Raw genomic sequence first — 21,526 nt, forward strand, 5'->3', positions numbered from 1 at the left:
CCGGCTTTAAACGTAACGCCACACCGTCGTCATGCTGGAGTACCCCAGCAGGTATACTGGTTAAATGTGAGCCGGAACACCTGAGCACTTTCTTGCTTCAGTTTTACGAGCCGAGCTACCGCAGACATCAAATTGCAGACATCAAATTATAAAGCGTAAGCAGTTTTTTGTTGAGAATATAAAGGTCAGTTTGTTTTTCAGTTTGGTAGCGTAGCTGCTTAGGAAGTGGCGCTATTTTTTAGCTACACCTGATTTGTGGGGAGATAATATGCTAATTTTTATATATATCCGTGATTTACAATATATTGCAAAGATTACAGCTCATCAGGTATAGCGAAGGGTGTTTACCCATCGAATTTACAATATAACCTTATCTGGAAAAAGCCTGTATTAAGGGATGTTTTCAGAACGGCAGACTACTCCATTTCCCGTCTGTCCTTGTCTATACCTTATATTATAGTGTTGCTTATACCTATGGCGCATTGGTTTTCCCCTTTTCGCCCTTTATCCATAAAAATATAGTGCAGCTATACCTTACATCTCACCTTATATGAAAATCAAAAAAGTACTTGTCGCTAACCGCGGCGAAATTGCCATTCGTGTGCTCAGGGCTTGTACGGAGCTCAATATCCAGACGGTGGCCATCTATACCTACGAAGACCGCTACTCCCTGCACCGCTACAAAGCCGACGAGGCCTACCAGATCGGCAAAGACAACCAGCCGCTGCAGCCCTACCTCGACATCGACGGCATCATCAAGATCGCTAAAGACAACGGCGTAGACGCCATCCACCCGGGCTACGGTTTCCTGTCCGAGAACCAGCATTTCTCCCGCAGGTGCGCCGAGAACGGTATCATCTTCATTGGTCCGCGGCCGGAGGTAATGGGGTCTTTAGGGGATAAAGTATCGGCCAAAAAAGTGGCGGTAAGCTGCGAAGTGCCCATCATCCAGAGCAGCGACCTCGACCTGAACACCTATGAAACAGCACGGGAAGAAGCGCACCGCATTGGCTATCCGCTGATGCTCAAGGCTGCCGCAGGTGGTGGCGGGCGCGGCATGCGCGTGATCCGGGATGATGAGCAGCTGGAGAAGGGCTTTTTCGAAGCCAAGAACGAGGCACTGAAAGCTTTTGGTGACGATACGCTCTTCCTGGAGAAGTACGTCGAAAATCCGAAGCACATTGAGGTGCAGATCGTAGCCGACAACTATGGCAACATCACGCACCTGTTTGAGCGCGACTGCTCTGTGCAGCGCCGTTTCCAAAAGGTGGTGGAGGTGGCACCGGCCATCAGCCTGAACGAAGAGACACGCCAACAGCTCTACGACTACTCCATCCGCATCTGCAAGGCTGTGAATTACAACAACGTGGGCACGGTAGAGTTTCTGGTGGAGCCGCACAACAATAACATTTACTTCATTGAGGTAAACCCACGCATTCAGGTGGAGCACACGGTGACGGAGATGATCACAGGCATCGACCTGATCAAAACGCAGATCTTTGTGGCTGATGGCTATACCTTGGACCACGAGGAAGTATCGCTCGGTCCGCAGCATACCGTGCGGGCGAATGGGGTGGCCATCCAGTGCCGCATCACTACTGAAGACCCGGAGAACGACTTCAAACCGGACTACGGTACCATCATTGCTTACCGCAGCGCCGGTGGTTTCGGCATTCGTCTCGACCAGGGCAGCGTGTACCAGGGCGCCAAGATCAGTCCTTTCTTCGACTCGCTGTTGGTGAAGGTATCGGCACAGGCTCCGACCTTGCGACACGCTGCCATGAAGATGTCTCGCACCTTGGACGAGTTTCGTATCCGGGGCGTGAAGCAGAACATCCAGTTCCTGCAAAACATCATCACCCACCCAACTTTTATCTCCGGCGATGCCACGGTAGATTTTGTGAAGAATCACCCGGAGCTGTTTGTCTTTAAGAAGAGCAAAGACCGGGCAACCAAGTTACTTTCTTTCCTGGCCGATGTGATCGTGAACGGCAACCCGGATGTGAAGAAACCGGACCCGAACAAGGTGCTCACTAAACCCGATTTCACAGGCTTCAACCAGAACAAACCGTATGAACCGGGCACCAAGGACCTGCTTACACAGCTTGGTCCCGAGGAGTTCTCGAAGTGGCTGCGCAACGATAAGCAGATTCACTATACTGATACTACCTTCCGCGATGCGCATCAATCGCTGCTGGCGACGCGCATGCGCTCTTTTGACATGCTCAAAATAGCGGAAGCGTACGCCAAAGACCATCCGCAGACCTTCAGCATGGAGGTATGGGGTGGCGCCACGTTCGACGTATGTCTGCGCTTCCTGCACGAAGACCCGTGGCGCCGACTGGCCGAACTACGCGAAGCTATACCTAATATTTTGCTGCAGATGCTCATACGTGGTTCTAACGGGGTAGGGTATAAGGCCTATCCGGATAACCTGATCGAGTCTTTTGTGGAGAAGTCGTGGGAGACGGGGGTGGACATTTTCCGAATCTTCGACTCGCTGAACTGGATGAAGAGCATGGAGCCCTGCATCAACTTTGTACGCAAACGCACGGGTGGTCTGGCCGAAGGCGCTATCTGCTATACCGGCGACATCCTTAACCCAAGCAAGACCAAGTATACCTTAGAATATTATCTGCAACTGGGCAAACAACTCGAAGATGCCGGGGCGCACATTCTGGCGATCAAAGATATGGCCGGCCTGCTCAAACCTTACGCCGCGCAGGTGCTGGTCGAGGCGCTCCGCGATACCGTGAAGTTGCCGATCCACCTGCACACGCACGACACCTCCGGTGTACAGTCGGCCACCTACCTCAAAGCCATCGAGGCAGGGGTAGACGTGGTGGACGTGGCCTTGGGTTCGATGTCTGGGCTAACCTCGCAGCCGAACTTTAACAGTATGGTAGAGGCCATGCGTTTCCAGGAGCGGCACCGCGAGTTTGACCAGAAGAGCCTTAACCGCCACTCCAACTACTGGGAGACGGTGCGCGAATACTACTATCCATTTGAGTCCGGTCTGAAGGCAGGCACAGCGGAGGTATACCACCACGAAATTCCGGGCGGTCAGTACTCCAACCTTCGTCCGCAGGCCAATGCACTCGGTCTGGGTGATAAGTGGGAGTTGATCAAAGATACTTTTGCCGATGTAAACCAGCTGTTCGGCGACCTGGTGAAGGTAACCCCAAGCTCCAAAGTAGTAGGCGACATGGCGCTATACCTGGTGTCCAATGGATTAACGACAGTAGATGTGCTGGAGCGTGGCGACCAGATATCTTTCCCGGAGTCGGTGCAGTCGCTGTTCCGCGGTGATCTGGGCCAACCGGTGGGCGGCTTTCCGAAAAAGCTGCAGTCCATCGTGCTCAAAGACGAGCAGCCTTACGATAACCGACCAAACGAGCACATGGAGCCGATAGACCTGGAAGGGGAGTTTAAGAAATTCCAGGAGAAGTTCGGCGAAAACACGAAGTACACCGATTTCCTCTCGCACCAGCTCTACCCCAAGGTATACGAGGACTTCCACAAGCACTTAGAGCAGTACGGCAACGTTTCCAAAATCCCGACGCGCCTGTTCTTCTATGGCATGCAGCAAGGCGAGGAGGCCATCATCGACATAGCCCGCGGCAAGTCCATCGTGATCAAGTACCAGTCGCTGGGCCACGTAGACGAGGACGGCATGCGCACCGTGTTCTTCAAGCTCAACGGCCAGACGCGAAACATAGAAGTTCGTGATAAGTCGGTAAAAGTAGAGCGGGTGCAGCACCAGAAAGTAGACAAAGGCAATCCGAAGCACATCGGGGCACCGTTACAGGGGCTGCTCTCGAAGATACTGGTGGAGAAAGACCAGGAAGTGAAGAAAAACACGCCGCTGTTCGTGATTGAGGCCATGAAGATGGAAACGACCATCACTGCTTCAGAGGCCACCAAAATCGCCGACCTACACCTGGCGGAGGGCTCGCTGGTGAACACCGACGATCTGGTTGTGAGTTTATCGTAGTCATTTGAAGGTATAAAAAAGAAAAGCCACCAAACCTGCAAAGGTGGTGGCTTTTCTTTTTACTATCGTAAACCTTCGGGAGCTATATCAAGTACGCTACAAGAGTCAAAAGAAAAACATTTCGCGGAAAAGACGGTTTTATACTTGCAGATATGCTGCATGCATACTATTTTTGATTCATAGCGCAAAAGGTGCTATTCGTCTTCGTAGTCAAGGCCTGCAAACTTGTTATAAGCCTGTTGCAACTCGGCAAATGCGTGCATGTTGCCTTCCTGACGGCTGATCAGCATCCCTTTTTTGTAGGTCTGCTCGGCTTTTTCAGACTGCCCAAATTCGGCGTATAAGCTGGCCGCATGGTAGTAAGTGCCTACGTAGCGCTCGTGCTCAGACAGAAGTTTCTCGTAAAACTCCATCGCTTTTTGCGGATCGGATCCACGCAATTCTGTCGCTATCGCATAGATCGTAAATGGATCGTTTGGATCCTCTTCGTAGAATTTGAAGAGCTGTTCTAATCTATTTTGAGACATTTCTATTTGGCTATATTTTAACTAACTTCGCACAAATCTAATTTTAAATAAGCTAACATTTCTAATCATGAAAATATTAGTTTGCATCAGTAACGTTCCGGATACCACATCCAAAATCAACTTTACTGGAGATAACAAAGAGTTCGACAAAAACGGGGTGCAGTTCGTCATCAACCCTTGGGATGAATACGCACTAACCCGCGCCATTGAGCTGAAAGAGGCCAAAGGCGGTAGTGTAACCGTGCTGAACGTGGGCGAAGCCGACGCTGAGCCGAACATCCGCAAGGCACTGGCCATTGGCGCCGACGACGCGATCCGCGTGAACGCACACCCGAAAGACGCTTACTTCGTGGCGCAGCAGATCACTGCCATCGCCAAAGAAGGCGGTTACGATATGATACTGATGGGCAAGGAGTCCATCGACTACAACGGCTTCCAGGTTCACAACATGGTAGGTGAAATGATGGGTATACCATCGGTAACGCCAGCCTTTAAACTGGATATGGTAGACGACAGCACAGCCCGCCTGGAGCGCGAGATCGAGGGTGGCAAGGAAGTGGTGGAAGTGAAGCTGCCATTCGTAGCCAGCGCCCAGCAACCGATGTGCGAGCCCCGCATCCCGAACATGCGCGGTATCATGACGGCCCGTACCAAGCCATTGAAAGTGGTGGAGCCCGCAGGCGCTGAGGCCAAGTCGGAGTACGTGAACTACAGCAAGCCTGAGAAAAAGAGCGGCGTGAAAATGATTGACGCAGAAAACGCCGGCGAAGTGATTAAACTATTGAGAAACGAAGCTAAAGTACTGTAATATGTCTGTATTAGTATTTGTAGAAGGTCTGAACGGAGAGATCAAAAAATCCTCCCTGGAGGCAGCGACCTATGGCGGCCAGGTGGCGCAGGCCATGGGCACCTCCGCAACAGCCGTAGCCATCGGCGACGTAAACGAAGACGCACTGGCCCGATTGGGAGAGCAGGGCATCAGTAAAGTATTGTACGATGCCGATGACCGTCTGAAGCAGTTCGTGGCTGACGCTTATGTGAAAGTGATCGCCAAAGCGGCTCAGCAGGAAAACGCCAAAGTATTGGTATTCTCCAACTCTAACATCGGTGCTGCGGTAGGTTCCAAACTGGCCGTGCGCCTGAACGGTTCACTGGCTACCAACGTAACCGAGTTGCCGAAGATGGACGGTGGCAACTTCATCGTGACACGCGGTGTGTTTTCCGGCAAAGCCTTTGCTGACGTGAACCTGACCTCCGATGTGAAGATCATCGCCGTAAAGAAAAACAGCACCGACATTACCAGCAACGCTGGCAACACGGCTACGGTAGAGAAGCTTTCCGCTGACTTGACTGACGCTGAGTTTGCAGCTGCTCCGAAGGAGACCGTGATGCAGGATACTTCTGGTGGCGTGCTGCTGCAGGAGGCCGAGATCGTGGTGTCTGGTGGCCGCGGTATGAAGGGACCTGAGAACTGGCACCTGATCGAGGAACTTGCCAAAGAACTGGGCGCGGCAACCGCCTGTTCCAAGCCTGTGTCTGACATCGGCTGGCGCCCTCACCATGAGCACGTAGGCCAGACGGGTATCACCGTAAGCCCTAACCTGTACATCGCAGCTGGCATCTCTGGTGCCATTCAGCACCTGGCAGGGGTTAACTCTTCTAAAGTGATTGTCGTTATTAATAAGGATCCGGAAGCGCCGTTCTTCAAAGCCGCTGATTATGGCATAGTTGGCGATGCGCTTGAAGTGCTTCCTAAATTGATAGAAGCTGCTAAAGCTTTAGACAAATAGACTTAAGAAGAGCTTAATTGTGAAAAAAATACAGCTAGAGATACTCGGGCTCTCCTCCAGCCAATCGCAGACGGGATCGTTTGCACTGGTACTGGGCGAGCGTGATGGAAACCGCAGGCTGCCGATCATCATCGGTATGTTCGAGGCGCAGTCCATTGCCATACAGATAGAAAAAATAAACCCAAACCGTCCGCTCACGCATGATCTGTTCAAGACCTTTGCCGAGCAGATGAGCGTGAACATCACTGAGATCCTGATCTCTGACCTGAAGGAAGGCGTGTTCTATTCCAAGATCATGTGCACCGACGGCGAGAAGGAATTTGAACTGGATGCGCGCCCGTCCGATGCCATTGCCATCGGCCTGCGTTTTGGGGTGCCTATCTATACCGTGGAAAGTGTGCTGTCGGAAGCTGGCATTATTCTGAGTGACCTGGAAGAGGAGGAGGACGAGAACGAAGAAATGGCTGTGAAAAGCACTTCTTCAGCGTCTTCAAGTACGAAGGAGCCGCTCAACCAGACCTCAGTGGATGACTTGAACAAAATGCTAAACGAGGCTCTTGAAAAAGAGGACTACGAGCGTGCCGCCAAAATCCGCGACGAGTTGAACAAGCGAAACTAGCATAACATACGCTATACTTTAAAAGTCCTGCTCCTAATCGGGGTGGGACTTTTTGTTTTAAAAGATATTCGCCTTACTTTTGGCCAAATTTTTTCAGCCTGTATGTTTGATATTTTTCGAGGTGGGATAGGACTACTGGTCCTGTTATCCATCGGCTTTTTGTTTTCCAGAAGTAGAAAATCAATTGACTGGAAGCTTGTAGCCTACGGTGTGTTCCTGCAAATCCTTTTCGGAGTGCTGGTGACACAGGTGCCACTGGTAGCAGATGCGTTTGCTTTTGTAAGCAAGGCCTTCGTCAAGCTTTTAAGTTTTTCAAACGATGGCGCCAGGTTCCTGTTCGGTAACCTGGCTGACCCTTCTCAGAACGCTGGTCTGGGCTTCATCTTCGCCTTCAACGTTTTGCCGACCATTATTTTCTTCTCAGCGGTATCCTCGGGACTCTATTATCTGGGCGTGCTTCAAAAGATTGTATTTGGTATTGCCTGGATCATGTCAAAGGGCATGCGACTGTCTGGGGCGGAGAGCCTCTCTGCTGCCGGCAATATTTTTATGGGGCAGACGGAAGCACCGCTATTGGTGCGCCCGTTCATCAGTCGTATGACGCGCTCTGAGCTGATGTGCCTGATGACAGGAGGTATGGCGACGCTGGCTGGTGGTGTACTGGCGGCTTATGTGTCCTTTCTGGGCGGCGACGACCCTGCGCAACAAGCCATATTCGCCGCTCACCTGCTCACGGCCTCCATCATGAATGCCCCGGCTGCTATCGTAATGTCCAAAATGCTTGTTCCTGAAACCGATAAGGAGCAGATAAATACGCGCCTTGAAGTAAATGAAGAACAACTGGGCGTAAACATCATTGATGCCGTTTCTAAGGGCGCTGCCGATGGTCTTCGACTGGCTGCCAACGTGGGTGGTATGCTGCTTGCCTTTATCGCGGTTATAGCCTTGCTCAACTATGTACTGCTTAAGCTGGGAGGCGTGACAGGGTTAAATGACTTTGTTGTGGCCAGCACAAACGGAAGCTTCAGCGGGTTCTCGTTCCAATACATACTCGGGCAAATTTTCCGGATTTTCGCCTTCATTATGGGCGTTGCGTGGGAAGACACCCTGCAAGTGGGGAGTCTGTTGGGGCAGAAGACGGCTGTAAACGAGTTTGTGGCCTATTTGGACCTTGCCAACATGAAAGAGGCGGGCACCCTTTCTACCAAGTCTATAGTGATGGCCACCTATGCGCTGTGTGGTTTCTCTAACTTCAGCTCCATCGCCATTCAGGTGGGAGGTATAGGCGGCATGGCACCAAACCAACAGGCCAATATTTCCAGATTGGGACTTCTATCACTGTTAGGAGCGTCTGTGGCCTGTATGATGTCTGCTACGGTGGCAGGTATGTTGTACAGCCTTTAGGCTTACTCGAGTACCCACAAAAAAGGCTCTCGCTCAGGTATAGCGGGAGCCTTTTTTATATTTTACAGGTATAGCCATACCTTCGCTTATACCTATACCTGATGGTTGTCAGTCTGGGTCGTAGCGGCAGGACCCTCCGGATTCTTAAGTTGCGGCTCATTCTGCGTTTGCACAGTTTCTTGAGATGGGGCAGGGGTATGGTTCTCCGCCTCGTGCCTGCGTTCCTCTTCTTCGCGTTCTTCCTCGCGCTCTTCTTCTTCCACCTTTTTGGCGTCGCGCATCAGGCGGTTGGCGAAGATAAAGTCATTGAGTTCCTTGATGTCGGTATCCATGATCTCGTCGCGTGTGCCTTCCCAAAGCTTTTTGCCTTCATATAGGAACATGATCTTGTCACCGATCTCAATCACCGAGTTCATGTCGTGCGTCACGATGATGGTGGTAATGTTGTACTCTTCTGTAATCTCTTTGATCAGCTCGTCAATCTTAAGGGCGGTTTGCGGGTCAAGGCCGGAGTTAGGTTCGTCGCAAAACAGGTAGGTGCAGTTTGGGGCGATGGCGCGGGCTATACCTACGCGCTTCTTCATACCACCACTGATCTCCGAAGGCATTTTTTTGTTGGCACCCTCCAACCCAACGCGTCTCAAACAGAAGTCCACGCGTTCCCTCCGTTCCTCTTTGCTCATCTCAGTGAGCATTCTGAGCGGAAACCCCACATTTTCTTCAACCGTCATGGAGTCAAAGAGGGCTGAGCCCTGGAAGAGCATTCCGATCTTGCGGCGGATCTCTTGTCGGATATCGAGCTTGTTGTTAGTGAAGTATGTGCCGTCGAAGGTTACGCTGCCCAGATCGGGCTTGATGAGACCGACGATGCACTTAAGCAGCACACTCTTGCCGGTACCGCTGGCGCCAAGCAACAGGTTGGTTTTGCCGGTCTCGAAGACGCCGCTTACGCCATCCAGCACTTTCTTGTCGCCAAAAGCTTTATGTATGTTGTGTATTTCAATCATAAGAATTCAAAATAGGGTAAAGGGGCTTTCTCAGCCGACTGCCTAGAGCAGTATGTAAGCGAGCACGAAGTCACCGATCAGGATGGCGATCACGCTATTGGTCACGGCTGCGGTACTGGCTGCCCCCACCTCCAGTGCTCCGCCGGAGGTATTGTACCCGCGGAAAGATGAGATAGTGGAGATCAGAAATGCAAACACTACCGATTTGATCAGGGCAAATGTAATGTTGTAAGGTATGAACTGGTCGCGTATACCTGTGATGTACTCCTGTGGCGTCAGCTCACCGGAAAGCGTTCCGGCCAGGTAGCCACCCAGAATCGATAAGAACATGGCCAGGATCACCAGCATCGGAAAAACCAGGATGGCGGCCACCACCTTCGGCAGCACCAGGTATGAGGCCGAGTTGATGCCCATTACTTCCAGCGCATCCACCTGCTCGGTAATCTGCATTGTACCCAGTCCGCCCGCAATACTGGAGCCCACTTTGCCCGCCAGCACGATAGAGGTGATGGTAGGGGCCAGTTCCAGAATGGTCATTTCGCGCACCATAAAACCGATGGTAGAGCGGGGAATGAAAGCATTATCTAAGTTATAGGCTACCTGCACGCAGGTAACTGCGCCAATGAAGGTGGAAACAATGGCAACGATTAAGATAGAGTTGATGCCGATCAGAATAGCCTCGTCTAAAGTGCGACCGAACAGAATCTTAGCGGATTCTTTTCGGGTGAAGAGGCTTTGCATGAACAGCAGGTATTTCCCAAAGGATTGTAGCATACAGGCGATACGTGTTAAACAAGGTATTAAACGTGTTTCTAAACAAAAATACTGTTTAAATGCCTATATTACGGTTAAATTTCTAAAACGTATTATCTTATATCTATATAGAGCACATGCAGCAGTATATTTTGGTGACAGGTGGCACAAAGGGCATCGGCCGGGCCGTGATCGAGCAATTCGCGAAAGCAGGTTTCCACATCATCACGTGTTCCCGAAACGAGAAAGACCTGAAAAAGCTGAAACTGGAAATTGAGGAGCGCTATACCTTCTCCAAGGTTTTTTACCAGGAAGCCGACCTAAGCGATATGGGCTCGCTGAAAAACTTCATTGCTTATGTGAAAGGCCTCAAAGTGAGGATAGAGGTGATTGTCAACAACAGCGGCCTGTTCATACCTGGCAAGGTGCACGAAGAGGACGATGCGGCGCTCCCGATGATGATCAACACCAATCTTTATAGTGCCTACTACATCACCAAAGCCTTTGTGCTGGACATGAAAAAGCGCCGGAGCGGGCATATCTTCAACATGTGCTCCACGGCCAGCATCACGCCTTATACCAATGGAGGTTCTTACTGTATTTCCAAGTATGCTTTGCTGGGTATGACGAAAGTGCTGCGTGAGGAAATGAAGGAGCATGGCGTACGCGTAACAGCTATTCTGCCAGGCGCTACTCTGACTGCCAGCTGGGAAGGCGTGGACCTGCCGCCGGAGCGCTTCATGCGGGCCGACGATGTGGCCATGGCCATTTACGGTGCCTATACCATGTCGCCAAACAGTGTGGTGGAGGAGATCCTGATCCGTCCGCAACTGGGGGATATTTAAAGTTTTAGGACTTTAAGAGTTGGGAAGGTATAGCAAGTTGGCATTTTGTTAGAAACAAAATTATAACTGTATGAGAAAGTTATACCTGTTAGTACTTGGGCTTTGTAGCGCCTCGCACGTTTATGGCCAGAAAATGGAATACAGTGCTCAGCTAAATTCTGGCTTATCCAGATTTGGAGGAGAATCTGCCGCTAAGGTCTCTGCCATTATGCTAAGTGATACTGGCCATGAGGGGCACTATACCAACACCCCCTACGGCAGCAGGTATAGCCTGACCTATGGAGTAGGCGTGCAGACCCAGCTTATTACCGAAAAATCCTTCATAATTGGAGCGCAGGTAACAGCTGAGCAGTTACGCAGTAATGTAGAAATACTAAGTGTCTTCCGTGCAGAACCCTCCTCAGTAAATGCCTATAGCGGAGAAGGTAAAACGGTGCTTAAGGCTAACTTTTTAAACCTGCAGCCTTATATGGGTAAGCGTCTCAGGGCGAACAACCTCTACCTGGACCTGACACTGGGAACAGATATTGGTTTTAACCAAAAGCTGCAGGAGAAAGGCGAGGTAACACTGTATGACGGATCGAAATACGAGACTAACCGGGAGCGCAGTAAGCCCGGCATTGATCTGCGCCCACGTTTGGGTATGACAGCTTGGGGAAAGCATGTAGGACTATCACTTAGCTATGCACATGGCCTTACCAACTACCAGGCAAATATGGATGGTGGCAATAGCAAGGTATACATACGGGCGATGCGCCTCGGGTTGCTCTATAGGTTGTAAAGTCTGGTACGTAGGTATACGCGTGCACAAAACTTGAGCATATTATTACTTTTTAGCACAAACTAAATGAAACTGGAAAATAAGATAGCCGTGGTAACCGGCGTAAGCAGAGGTATAGGGTTGGCAACTGTTAACGCACTGCTGGAAGAGGGCGCGAAAGTGGCGGGCTGGGGAAGAACAGCGCCGGAAGTGCAGCACGAGAATTTTGAGTTTGTAGAATGCGACGTGCGCAGTGCCGACTCAGTGCAGATGGCCTATAAGCAAACTGTTGAGTATTTTGGTGGTCAGGTGAGTGTGCTGGTCAACAATGCAGGGCTGGGCCGCTCCGCCATGCTCGAAGACCAGGATCTGGATGAGTGGCACCTGATGTTCGACACCAACGTGCACGGCCTGTTCTACTGCACCCGACTTGTGGTGCCGGGTATGAAGGAAATGGGAGAGGGGCACATCATCAATATCTCGTCCATTGCGGGCACCACAGGTATAGAGCAAATGTCGGCTTACTGCGCCACCAAGCATGCAGTCCGTGGCATCTCGCACTCACTCTACAAAGAGGTGCGCGATTATGGCGTGAAAGTCACCTGCATCTACCCAGGGTCGGTGCAAACCAACTTTTTCGACAACATCGATAGCGTGACCGTGAACGATAATATGATGCGCCCCGAGGACATCGCCTCCACCATTCTGCATTGCCTGGAATCTCAAGTCAATTACCACCACGTCGACATTGAGGTGCGTCCGTTGATGCCGAAGGGGAGAAAGCAGGTATAGCAGATATTTGGAACAGCTTTTGTAGCTTTGCAAGCCTTTATTTAATGAATAATTAACAATGACGAATGACTGATAACTATCCGTTATTCATTCGTCATTGTTCATTCGTAGCAGATGTCAGTTGAAGTAAAGAACCTTACCAAAATATTCGGGTCGCAGCGGGCCGTCGACGATATTTCCTTCTCCGTTGGGCAAGGTCAGATTCTGGGCTTCCTGGGGCCGAATGGTGCCGGCAAGTCCACTACCATGAAGATTGCGACCTGCTACCTGCCGCCTACCACCGGCACGGTGCTCGTGAATGGCTACGATGTCGTGCAGGACTCCATTGCTGTGCGTCGCAGCGTAGGCTACCTGCCGGAACACAACCCGCTATACCTGGACATGTATGTGCACGAGTACCTGCAATTTGTGGCTTCTGTTTATGGCCTGAAAGGGCGCCAGGCAAAGGAACGGGTGCAGGAAATGGTAGAACTATGCGGACTCACGCTGGAGCAGGGCAAGAAGATCGGAGCGCTTTCCAAAGGTTACCGGCAGCGGGTGGGACTGGCGCAGGCGCTGGTGCACGACCCGCAAGTACTGATTCTCGATGAGCCCACCACCGGCCTCGACCCCAACCAGATCGTGGAGATTCGGGCGCTGATCAAACGCATAGGGCAGGACAAAACCGTGATCTTCTCGACCCACATCATGCAGGAGGTAACCGCCATCTGCGACCGCGTCGTGATCATCAACCGCGGCAAACTGGTAGCCGACAGCGATGTGGCCAGTCTGCAGGCCGGTGCCCGCAACGAGAAGACAACTCTGGTGGAGTTTGAGCAGCCTATACCTATCGAAGTCCTGGAGCAGGTGCCGGGTGTACTGACGGCTACGCTTACAGAGGGCGCAACCTACCGGGTAGTGTCCCGCAAGGATACTGATATCCGCGCTACCATTTTTCGGGTGGCTGCCGAGCGTCACTGGCCATTGGTAGGCCTGCGCCACGAAGAAAACTCACTCGAAAAGATATTCCAACAACTGACGAAGTAGGTATCATCCATGCTCGCTATACTTAAGAAAGAATTTAACGGCTTCCTGAATACCCTGATCGCCTATATCGTGATTACGGTGTTTTTGGTGGCCATCGGCATGTTCATGTGGGTCTTCCCCGAGAGCAACGTGCTCGACTACGGCTTTGCCGACATGCAGACGCTGTTTAACATGGCCCCCTGGCTGTTTCTGTTCCTGATTCCAGCCATCACCATGCGCACCTTTGCCGAAGAGAAACGTGAGGGCACCATCGAACTACTGCTCACCAAGCCGATCTCAGATCTGCAACTAATCCTGGGCAAATACTTTGCCGCGCTCCTGCTGGCACTCTTCGCCCTTATACCTACCCTGTTCTACTACTATACCGTGTACGAACTCGGCAATCCGCAGGGTAACGTGGACTCTGCTGCTGTAGTAGGCTCATACCTGGGGCTGGTATTTCTGGCGGGCGTGTTTGCAGCCATCGGGGTTTTTGCCTCTTCCGTTTCCGATAACCAGATCATCTCGTTCCTGATCGCCATTTTCCTGTGCTATATCTTTTACGCTGGCTTCGAGCTGATCGCTTCTATACCTGTATGGGGCGGAAACGGCTACTTCATCAGCCAGTTAGGTATAGAATATCATTATTCGGCCATCAGCAAAGGGTTGATCGACTCGCGTGACGTGCTGTATTTTCTGAGTGTGATCGCGATTATGATTCTTTCCACCAAACTTGTCCTAAGCAGCAGAAAATGGTAACAGAGCAGGCAACGATACCTAAAAGCAAGCGCAGCCGCGACCTGACCCGCTTTCTTATCGCACTGGCGGCCATTATACTACTCAACGTACTGGCAGCCAACTTTTTCTTCCGCCTCGACCTGACCGAGGACAAGCGCTATACCATTTCGCCTGTTACCAAGCAGATGTTGTCGGAGCTTCCTGAACCGGTGTTTGTAGAGGTATACCTGGAAGGCGAATTCCCTGCAGGCTTCAAGCGACTGCAGCAGTCGGTGCGGGAGACACTGGACGAATTCCGCATCTACTCGGGTGGTAACGTGCGCTACGAATTCATCGATCCGAATGAGATAACAGACGAGCAGCAGCGGACAGAATTTTTCCAGAAACTGGCAGCTTCAGGTATCCAGCCAACGAACCTGCGAGCCAGTGAAGGCGGAAAGCAAGTGGAGCGTCTCGTGTTTCCGGGTGCACGTATTATGTACAAAGGCAAGGAAACCGGCGTGATGCTGCTGAAAGGTAACCTGGCTGCTTCCCCTGACGAGCGGCTGAACCAATCGGTAGAAGGAGTGGAGTATGAACTGGCCACGGCGATCCGCAAAATGGCTTTCCAGGGCAACAAAACTATCGGCTATATCAGCGGACAGGGGCAACTGGAAACGCAGAATGTGACGGACCTGCTCGGCTCTTTGCAGGAGTTTTACCGGGTAGCCCGCGGCGAATTGCGCGATATACCTTCTCTGGAGGGGCTGGATTTGATCATCATTGCCAAGCCAACCGAAGCTTTCACCGAAGCCGACAAGTATAAGATCGACCAGTTTATCATGAACGGGGGCAAGGCCGTTTTCTTCGTGGATGCCCTCAACGCAAACATGGACAGCATAGGAGCAGGCGGCATGTTTGCGATGCCTTACAACCTGAACCTGGATGATCTGCTTTTCCGCTACGGCGTGCGCCTAAACCCGACCATGATCATGGACCTGAACTCTGGTTTTATTCCTATCGTGACGGGGTATATGGGTGAGCGGCCACAGACGGAGATGATCAACTGGCGCTTTTACCCCTTGCTCAACACTTTCAGCAAACACCCGATTACGCGTAACATTGATGCAGTATACTCCAAATTCATCGGAACGATGGATACGGTGCGGTCTGATGGGATACGCAAAACTCCGCTGGTCTATACCTCGGTTTACTCTCGTGTTTTGCAGCCGCCTGTGCCGCTCACACTCGAAGAAGCCCGTATGGAGGTGAAGCCGGAGCAGTACCAGGCCGGCCCGCAGCCAGTAGGTTATCTGCTGGAAGGTGCTTTTACTTCGCTCTTCCGTAACAGAAGAGCACCGGAGGGAGCCGCGAACCCGCAAGTGAAAGAGACAGGAGTACCGACCAAAATAGCAGTTTTCTCGGATGGTGACCTGGTGCGCAATGAGGTAAATCCACGTACCGGACAGGCTTATGAACTGGGCTTTGACAGGTATAACAACGTGACATTTGCCAATCGCGAGCTTGCCATGAACACGATTCACTACCTGCTGGATTCAGAAGGTTTGATCAATGTACGCAGCAAAGAAATCCAGCTACGTCCGTTGGACAGGGTGCGGGTGAAGGAGGAGCGCACCTACTGGCAACTACTCAACCTGGTAGCCCCGATTGTGCTGCTGGGCCTGTTTGGGGTGGTGCGTTACTACCTGCGCAAGCGACGCTACGAGCGCTTCTAATTTTTTTGCCCTGTATGTAAAGAAATTGTGAAATGCCGGCCCGTTTCAGGTAGTATAAATGCGAAAATTTTTTAACTTTGTCCAAATAACATTATAGCTATACATAATGAAATTTATCGTCTCTTCTTCTGCTCTTTTGAAGCAGTTAGCCAGCATAAACGGCGTAGTGACCAACAACCCGGTGGTTCCTATCCTCGAAAATTTCCTGTTCGAAATCAACGACAGCACTCTCACCATCACAGCCAGTGACCTGGAGACTTCCATGATCACCGAACTGCAGGTAGAGGCGAAGGAAAGCGGCCGCATTGCTGCCCCTGCCAAAATTCTAATCGAGACGCTGAAGAACCTGCCAGACCAGCCGGTAACTTTCACGATCGACGAAGAGACCTATACCATTGAGATCAGCTCGGCAAACGGACGTTACAAGCTCTCCGGCGAAAATGCAACCGACTTCCCGCGTATACCTGTGGTGAAGGGTGGCAGCGCCATCGAGATTCCGTCTAACGTGCTGGGTCGTGCCATCAACAAGACTATTTTTGCAGTAAGCAACGACGAGCTTCGTCCAGCCATGACGGGTATCTATGTGCAGCTGCGCACTGATAACGTGACTTTTGTCGCAACAGATGGTCACCGCCTGCTGCGTTTCCGTCGTACGGACATTGCTACGGCCCAAGAAGCTTCTCTGATCATTCCACGCAAAGCTTTCACGCTGTTGAAGTCTACGCTGCCTTCTGAGGCCACTGCTGTGCGTATGGAGTTCAATCAGTCAAACGCTTTCTTTAGCTTCGATAACATCCGGATGATCTGCCGACTGATAGACGAGCGCTACCCAGACTACGAGAACGTTATTCCGGTACAAAACCCGAACAAACTGGTGATTGACCGTGCCGCTTTGCTGAGCTCTGTACGTCGTATCTCCATCTACTCCAATAAAACCACGCACCAGATTCGTCTGAAACTGTCAGGTTCTGAGCTGCAGGTGTCTGCCGAAGACCTGGACTTCTCTAACGAGGCAAACGAGCGCCTGACTTGCCAGTATGACGGTGAGGACATGGAAATCGGCTTCAACGCGAAGTTTTTGATCGAAATGCTCAACAACATCGACGCGGATGAAATCTCCTTTGAACTGTCTACACCGAACCGTGCCGGACTGCTCATGCCGCTTGCAAATGAAGATAATGAAAATGTTCTGATGCTGGTGATGCCTGTAATGCTGAACAATTACGTATAAGAAGATAATTTCTCCTAATGCAGAAAGGCGGACCGTTTTGGTTCGCCTTTCCTGTTTTTAGGGGGTAATACTTTTATGCTGACTTATCGCCTAAGCACTATTTTGCTTGCTGCAGTTTGATATACACCGGGAAGTGATCGCTATAGCCACCCAGGTATAAGGTATGGGACCAGGTCTGGCGAGGCGTATCCTTATACCTGCCAAACGTGAATTTTGCAAACTCAGGGTCATGGATCTGGGCCGAGCCGTGTACATAATGCAAGCCGGTTTGCGTATTCATCATTGGCTTAGTGACCATGATCTGGTCGCGCATCTTGTTGTCGTTGCGGGTGTGGTAACTGCCGTTCCCCTGTACAAACCACAGATAGAACGTGTTAAACAACTCGTTTTGATAAGCCGGATTAGGGCGCCCAGTAGCCCTTAATACCTTCTCTACACTCACAGCATTAGGTTCGTCTGCAAAGTCCCCCAGCACGATGATTTTGGCGTTTTTATCTGCTTTCTGCTGCAAGTCCAATTGGCGTCGGAGTTCAGCCGCCGCATCACGCCTGCGGGCTGCTCCCAGAGCAGAGCTGCCGCGGTCTTCCGGCCAGTGGTTCACATATAGCGTAACAGGCTCTCCAGACAGGGTGCCTCTCACCTGCAGGATGCCACGCGAAGCGAATCCCCTCTCTGAAAACCTGATGGGCAGGTTGGTCTGCGAAGTAGGCTTAAATACCCTTGGGTTGTAAAGCATGGCCACATCAAGTCCCTCCGGGTCAGGCGAGTCGAAATGGATGATGTTGTAGCGGCGCTTGCGAAGTGGGGAAGACTTCACAAGGTCATCCAGCACCTGGCGGTTTTCCACCTCAGAAAGTCCGATGATGTCGGGGCCGCCCTTACCTCCAATAGTTTCAATCACTTGTGCAATATGGCGTATTTTGGTCTTATACCTGTCCTGATCCCACTGCATAACCCCATCCGGTGTGAAGCCGTCATCATCGGTTTTGGGGTCATTTTGAGTATCGTATAGCTTCTCTGTATTATAAAAAGCAACAGTATAGAGTTTCGGTTTTTTGATAGATGAGGTTAAGCTGGCGCATCCTGAGAGGATGGTCAGGCTAAAAAGAATGAAGAAGGTTTTTATTCCGTAGCGCATCGCGTAACTTTGTACTTGGTTTTAATATTCAAGCATAGTACGAGATATATATAGCACAAAGTTTAAAAAGAAAAGAAAATGAAGAAATCTGAGATATACTTTAGCATTGCGCTTGACGAGCAGCGTGTACCGGAGGCTATTAGCTGGAGAGCCACTGACGCAGGGGAAAAGATCCATTTTGCCAAGGCTATCAATATTTCCCTGTGGGATCGCGACGAAGCAGGTACGATGAAAATTGACCTTTGGACAAAAGACATGCCGATCGACGAAATGAAGTATTTCTACATCGATACGATCGGTGCCATGGCACAGAGTATCGCCACTGCTACCAGCGACAAGGTAATGGCCGACAAGATGCGTGCCCTTTGCGAGGACCTGATGAACCATGTGGAAACGGAGCGCAAAAAGGAAAATAACTAGTCTATAAATAAAGAAAGCCACCCTAAGAGGTGGCTTTTATGCTTTTGAAAAGTTTGGATCGGTCTAGTTAACGTTAGAAGCAATCGCGTTCTTATCGGCTTTCTCGTTAGTAGCCATGTTTTCAGAACCTTGCTTGTCCAGGCTTGAAACGAACTCGCTGTCAACTTTAGAGTACATTTTGCGGTCACCAAAGTAATCGTTGTACTGCACGGTGCTCAGGATATCTTCGAACTCCAGATCACGTACGGCCAGCACTTTTTTGCACTGCTCTGCAATTAACTGCTCGTTGCCCTCGTGCTTCTGCTCAATCTCAGTGATTTGGGCAGCTACATCCATGTTGATCTCTCTAACCTTATTTGCCTGGTAGTTATTCAGACGAAGTTCACGAATCATCTGCTCAGAAAGGTGATTGGCACGCTTCTCAGCAACAACAGTTATATTATTGCCTGTAGCAAATGCGCCGAATACAGTTCCGAATACCATCAATGTTGTTACCAGTAGCTTTTTCATAATCTTTAGTGTGTTTGGTGTTTTCAATGCTTTTCCAGATTCTTTTTCTGAGGCAGCGTAGTTTTAAAACGCGGGTTGTTTGTAAATGATTCCGGTATTTAAAATTTTTTTTGCCTAATCCCTCAGTGTAGAATACAAGCTGTATAGTACAGAAATAATGCCAAAGAGGTCAAATAGCTAACCATTTGACCTCTTTTTTTGATTTTATTTTGGATTTTACCATTCGTTCCGCCACATCATGGATTCAACGGGTTTAGTCGTGCGGTTGTTGTATTTGGCGTTTGCCTTGCTGTTGTAGTAGTTCTCGATGCCTCCTTTAACTTCAAAGTAAATCAGCTGTCCAATCGGCATGCCATGGTATACGCGCACCTGCTGAGTTACGGAGATCTCCAGTGTCCAGGTATTGCAGAAGCCTACATCACCTTTGCCAGCGGTGGCATGGATGTCTATACCTAAACGACCTACACTAGACTTGCCTTCCAGGAAAGGCACGTGCGCGTGTGTTTCGGTATACTCCAGCGTTACACCCAGGTATAGCGTATTGGGCTGCAGCACAAATCCCTCCTCCGGAATCTCAAACACATCGATCTGGTTATGTAGACGGGCGTCCAGCACTTCATCGCGGTAAGTGGCCAGGTAGCGGCCCAGGTGTACGTCGTAGGAGTTTGTGCCAAGGCCGGAGCGTTTGAATGGCTCAATCAGAATAGTGCCTTTCTCGATCTCTGCTAAAATCTGCTTATCTGTAAGAATCATGAGGGTGCAATGTTATGACCGTAAAAGTAAGCAAAATGGTTGATTGTTGGATTACTGAATTGCTGTATTGTTAAATTGTTGCTTGAGTCTAGGGGTGAAGCTATACCTTGTTTGTAGGTATGATAGGTATAGCAAGAAAAAAGACGGTAGCCCATTTCTGAACTGCCGTCTTCTTTTGTCTTATTATTAAGGTATAGCTTATTGCTGTAAAGCTTCCTGTAGTGCTTCGCGGTTGACTTTGATATACTCTTCTACCAGTTCGTCTGTTATAGCTGTAGACACGAAGAGTGACTCATACTGCGAAGGTGCCAGGTATATGCCGCGCTGCAGCATGCCGTTGAAGTAACGACCAAACATGGCAGTATCAGAGGCTTTGGCGCTTTCGAAGTCCGTGACAGGTTGCTCTGTGAAGAAAATGCTGAACATAGAGCCCACGTGGTTAATGGTGAAGTTCTTACCAAGTTCCTGCATGTTCTGCTTCATCCCGTTTACCATTTTGTTTGTAGTCTGCTCCAGGTTCGTGTATACCTCCGGATGAGCCTGCAGGTACTGGAGCATGGCCATACCTGCCGACATCGCAATCGGGTTGCCCGATAGCGTACCTGCCTGGTATACTGGTCCGGCTGGCGCTACAAAGTTCATGATCTCTTTCTTACCGCCATAAGCACCCACTGGCATACCGCCTCCGATGATCTTACCGAGTGTGGTCATATCCGGCGTAACACCGAACAACTGCTGCGCGCCACCCGGTGCCAGACGGAAACCTGTCATCACTTCATCAAATATCAGCACAATGCCTTCTTTGGTGCAAAGGTCGCGCAGACCTTGCAGGAAACCCGGTGCTGGCAGCACCAGGCCCATGTTGCCGGCTACTGGCTCCAGGATAATGGCCGCTACCTGATTTTTGTTGGCTTCCACTAAGGTCTTAACTGCCTCCAGATCGTTGAAAGGAGCGGTGAGCGTATCGGCAGCAACGCCTTGCGTAACGCCCGGACTGTCCGGCACGCCAAGGGTGATGGCGCCGCTACCTGCAGCAATCAGGAAAGAATCCCCGTGGCCGTGGTAGCAACCCTCGAACTTGATCATTTTATTACGACCGGTATAGCCTCGGGCCACACGCACCGCCGACATAGTAGCTTCTGTACCGGAGTTTACCATGCGCACCTTCTCAATCGACGGTACCATGTCCACGATCAACTCCGCAATCTCGATTTCTTTGCGGGTAGGGGCCCCAAAAGATAGCGATTGAGGTATAGCCTGCTGCACAGCTTCCTGCACTATTTCAGCAGCATGACCCAAGATCATAGGCCCCCAGGAGTTGATGAGCTCCATGTAACGGTTGCCGTCCTCGTCATACATGTAAGGCCCTTTGGCCGAAACCATAAAGCGCGGATTGCCACCCACGGCCCTGAAGGCACGAACAGGAGAGTTTACTCCTCCCGGTATGGAGTGCTGTGCACGCTGGAAAAGTTCTTCGCTGATTGGTGCTATTTTCATAATGCTGAGTTCTTAGATAGTGAAAGAA

19 protein-coding genes and 1 pseudogene are annotated in these 21,526 nt (G+C 50.7%); 13 read left to right on the plus strand and 7 right to left on the minus strand.

The window, feature by feature from the left end; genetic code table 11:
* Positions 1-550 precede the first annotated feature (550 nt).
* Positions 551-3,994: a pyruvate carboxylase gene (locus tag L1278_RS10175; protein WP_253403517.1), complete on the plus strand. Its 3,444-nt coding sequence runs from the start codon at positions 551-553 to the stop codon at positions 3,992-3,994.
* A 194-nt stretch (positions 3,995-4,188) separates the two neighbouring features.
* Here L1278_RS10175 and L1278_RS10180 read toward each other — a convergent pair whose 3' ends face one another.
* Complete coding sequence (locus L1278_RS10180) at positions 4,189-4,521, minus strand: tetratricopeptide repeat protein (protein ID WP_253403519.1); 333 nt, start codon at positions 4,519-4,521, stop codon at positions 4,189-4,191.
* Positions 4,522-4,588: 67 nt separating this feature from the next.
* Between L1278_RS10180 and L1278_RS10185 the strand changes: the two genes are divergently transcribed.
* The 4 genes from L1278_RS10185 (at position 4,589) to L1278_RS10200 (ending at position 8,334) form a co-directional block, all read left to right on the plus strand.
* Positions 4,589-5,329, plus strand: a complete 741-nt coding sequence (locus L1278_RS10185; RefSeq protein ID WP_253403521.1) for an electron transfer flavoprotein subunit beta/FixA family protein — start codon at positions 4,589-4,591, stop codon at positions 5,327-5,329.
* Between the two features lies 1 nt (position 5,330).
* A complete protein-coding gene (locus L1278_RS10190; RefSeq protein WP_253403522.1) occupies positions 5,331-6,311 on the plus strand; it encodes an electron transfer flavoprotein subunit alpha/FixB family protein in 981 nt (326 codons plus the stop codon).
* A 19-nt stretch (positions 6,312-6,330) separates the two neighbouring features.
* Entirely contained in the window at positions 6,331-6,930 is a 600-nt protein-coding gene (locus tag L1278_RS10195; RefSeq protein WP_253403524.1) for a bifunctional nuclease domain-containing protein, read from the plus strand.
* 102 nt (positions 6,931-7,032) lie between these two features.
* On the plus strand, positions 7,033-8,334 hold the full coding sequence (locus tag L1278_RS10200) for a NupC/NupG family nucleoside CNT transporter (RefSeq protein WP_253403526.1): 1,302 nt from the start codon (positions 7,033-7,035) through the stop codon (positions 8,332-8,334).
* A gap of 263 nt (positions 8,335-8,597) precedes the next feature.
* On the opposite strand, the pseudogene L1278_RS10205 reads toward L1278_RS10200, so the two are convergent.
* Together L1278_RS10205 and L1278_RS10210 are read right to left on the minus strand one after the other, a co-directional pair.
* Positions 8,598-9,341, minus strand: a pseudogene (locus tag L1278_RS10205) (ABC transporter ATP-binding protein); the annotation flags it as partial.
* A 42-nt stretch (positions 9,342-9,383) separates the two neighbouring features.
* Positions 9,384-10,115, minus strand: coding sequence for an ABC transporter permease (locus tag L1278_RS10210; protein ID WP_253403528.1), 732 nt, complete (start codon positions 10,113-10,115; stop codon positions 9,384-9,386).
* 116 nt (positions 10,116-10,231) lie between these two features.
* Between L1278_RS10210 and L1278_RS10215 the strand changes: the two genes are divergently transcribed.
* The 7 genes from L1278_RS10215 to dnaN all read left to right on the plus strand — a co-directional run bounded on the left by L1278_RS10215 (position 10,232) and on the right by dnaN (position 17,180).
* On the plus strand, positions 10,232-10,939 hold the full coding sequence (locus L1278_RS10215; protein WP_253403532.1) for an SDR family oxidoreductase: 708 nt from the start codon (positions 10,232-10,234) through the stop codon (positions 10,937-10,939).
* 208 nt (positions 10,940-11,147) lie between these two features.
* A complete protein-coding gene (locus L1278_RS10220; RefSeq protein ID WP_253403534.1) occupies positions 11,148-11,720 on the plus strand; it encodes a hypothetical protein in 573 nt (190 codons plus the stop codon).
* 66 nt (positions 11,721-11,786) lie between these two features.
* The gene (locus tag L1278_RS10225; RefSeq protein WP_253403542.1) at positions 11,787-12,491 is read left to right on the plus strand and encodes an SDR family oxidoreductase; all 705 of its coding nucleotides are present in this window, start codon (positions 11,787-11,789) and stop codon (positions 12,489-12,491) included.
* Between the two features lie 114 nt (positions 12,492-12,605).
* Entirely contained in the window at positions 12,606-13,517 is a 912-nt protein-coding gene (gene gldA, locus L1278_RS10230; protein ID WP_253403544.1) for a gliding motility-associated ABC transporter ATP-binding subunit GldA, read from the plus strand.
* Between the two features lie 9 nt (positions 13,518-13,526).
* A complete protein-coding gene (gene gldF / locus L1278_RS10235; RefSeq protein ID WP_253403546.1) occupies positions 13,527-14,255 on the plus strand; it encodes a gliding motility-associated ABC transporter permease subunit GldF in 729 nt (242 codons plus the stop codon).
* Positions 14,249-15,949, plus strand: a complete 1,701-nt coding sequence (gene gldG / locus L1278_RS10240) for a gliding motility-associated ABC transporter substrate-binding protein GldG (RefSeq protein ID WP_253403549.1) — start codon at positions 14,249-14,251, stop codon at positions 15,947-15,949. The genes gldF and gldG overlap by 7 nt, the downstream gene beginning before the upstream one ends.
* A gap of 106 nt (positions 15,950-16,055) precedes the next feature.
* Complete coding sequence (gene dnaN / locus L1278_RS10245; RefSeq protein ID WP_253403551.1) at positions 16,056-17,180, plus strand: DNA polymerase III subunit beta; 1,125 nt, start codon at positions 16,056-16,058, stop codon at positions 17,178-17,180.
* Between the two features lie 97 nt (positions 17,181-17,277).
* Here dnaN and L1278_RS10250 read toward each other — a convergent pair whose 3' ends face one another.
* A complete protein-coding gene (locus tag L1278_RS10250) occupies positions 17,278-18,318 on the minus strand; it encodes an endonuclease/exonuclease/phosphatase family protein (RefSeq protein ID WP_253403553.1) in 1,041 nt (346 codons plus the stop codon).
* 78 nt (positions 18,319-18,396) lie between these two features.
* On the opposite strand from L1278_RS10250, the gene gldC reads away from it, so the two are divergent.
* Entirely contained in the window at positions 18,397-18,738 is a 342-nt protein-coding gene (gene gldC / locus L1278_RS10255) for a gliding motility protein GldC (RefSeq protein WP_188502702.1), read from the plus strand.
* Positions 18,739-18,801: 63 nt separating this feature from the next.
* On the opposite strand, the gene L1278_RS10260 is transcribed toward gldC, so the two are convergent.
* The 3 genes from L1278_RS10260 to hemL form a co-directional block, all read right to left on the minus strand.
* The gene (locus tag L1278_RS10260; RefSeq protein ID WP_253403555.1) at positions 18,802-19,248 is read right to left on the minus strand and encodes a hypothetical protein; all 447 of its coding nucleotides are present in this window, start codon (positions 19,246-19,248) and stop codon (positions 18,802-18,804) included.
* A 216-nt stretch (positions 19,249-19,464) separates the two neighbouring features.
* Positions 19,465-20,001, minus strand: coding sequence for a dCTP deaminase (dcd, locus tag L1278_RS10265; protein ID WP_253403557.1), 537 nt, complete (start codon positions 19,999-20,001; stop codon positions 19,465-19,467).
* Positions 20,002-20,199: 198 nt separating this feature from the next.
* Entirely contained in the window at positions 20,200-21,498 is a 1,299-nt protein-coding gene (hemL, locus tag L1278_RS10270; protein WP_253403559.1) for a glutamate-1-semialdehyde 2,1-aminomutase, read from the minus strand.
* Positions 21,499-21,526: the final 28 nt, after the last annotated feature.

Origin of the sequence: Pontibacter sp. HSC-36F09, assembly GCF_024171605.1 — a bacterium.
GTDB lineage: Bacteria > Bacteroidota > Bacteroidia > Cytophagales > Hymenobacteraceae > Pontibacter.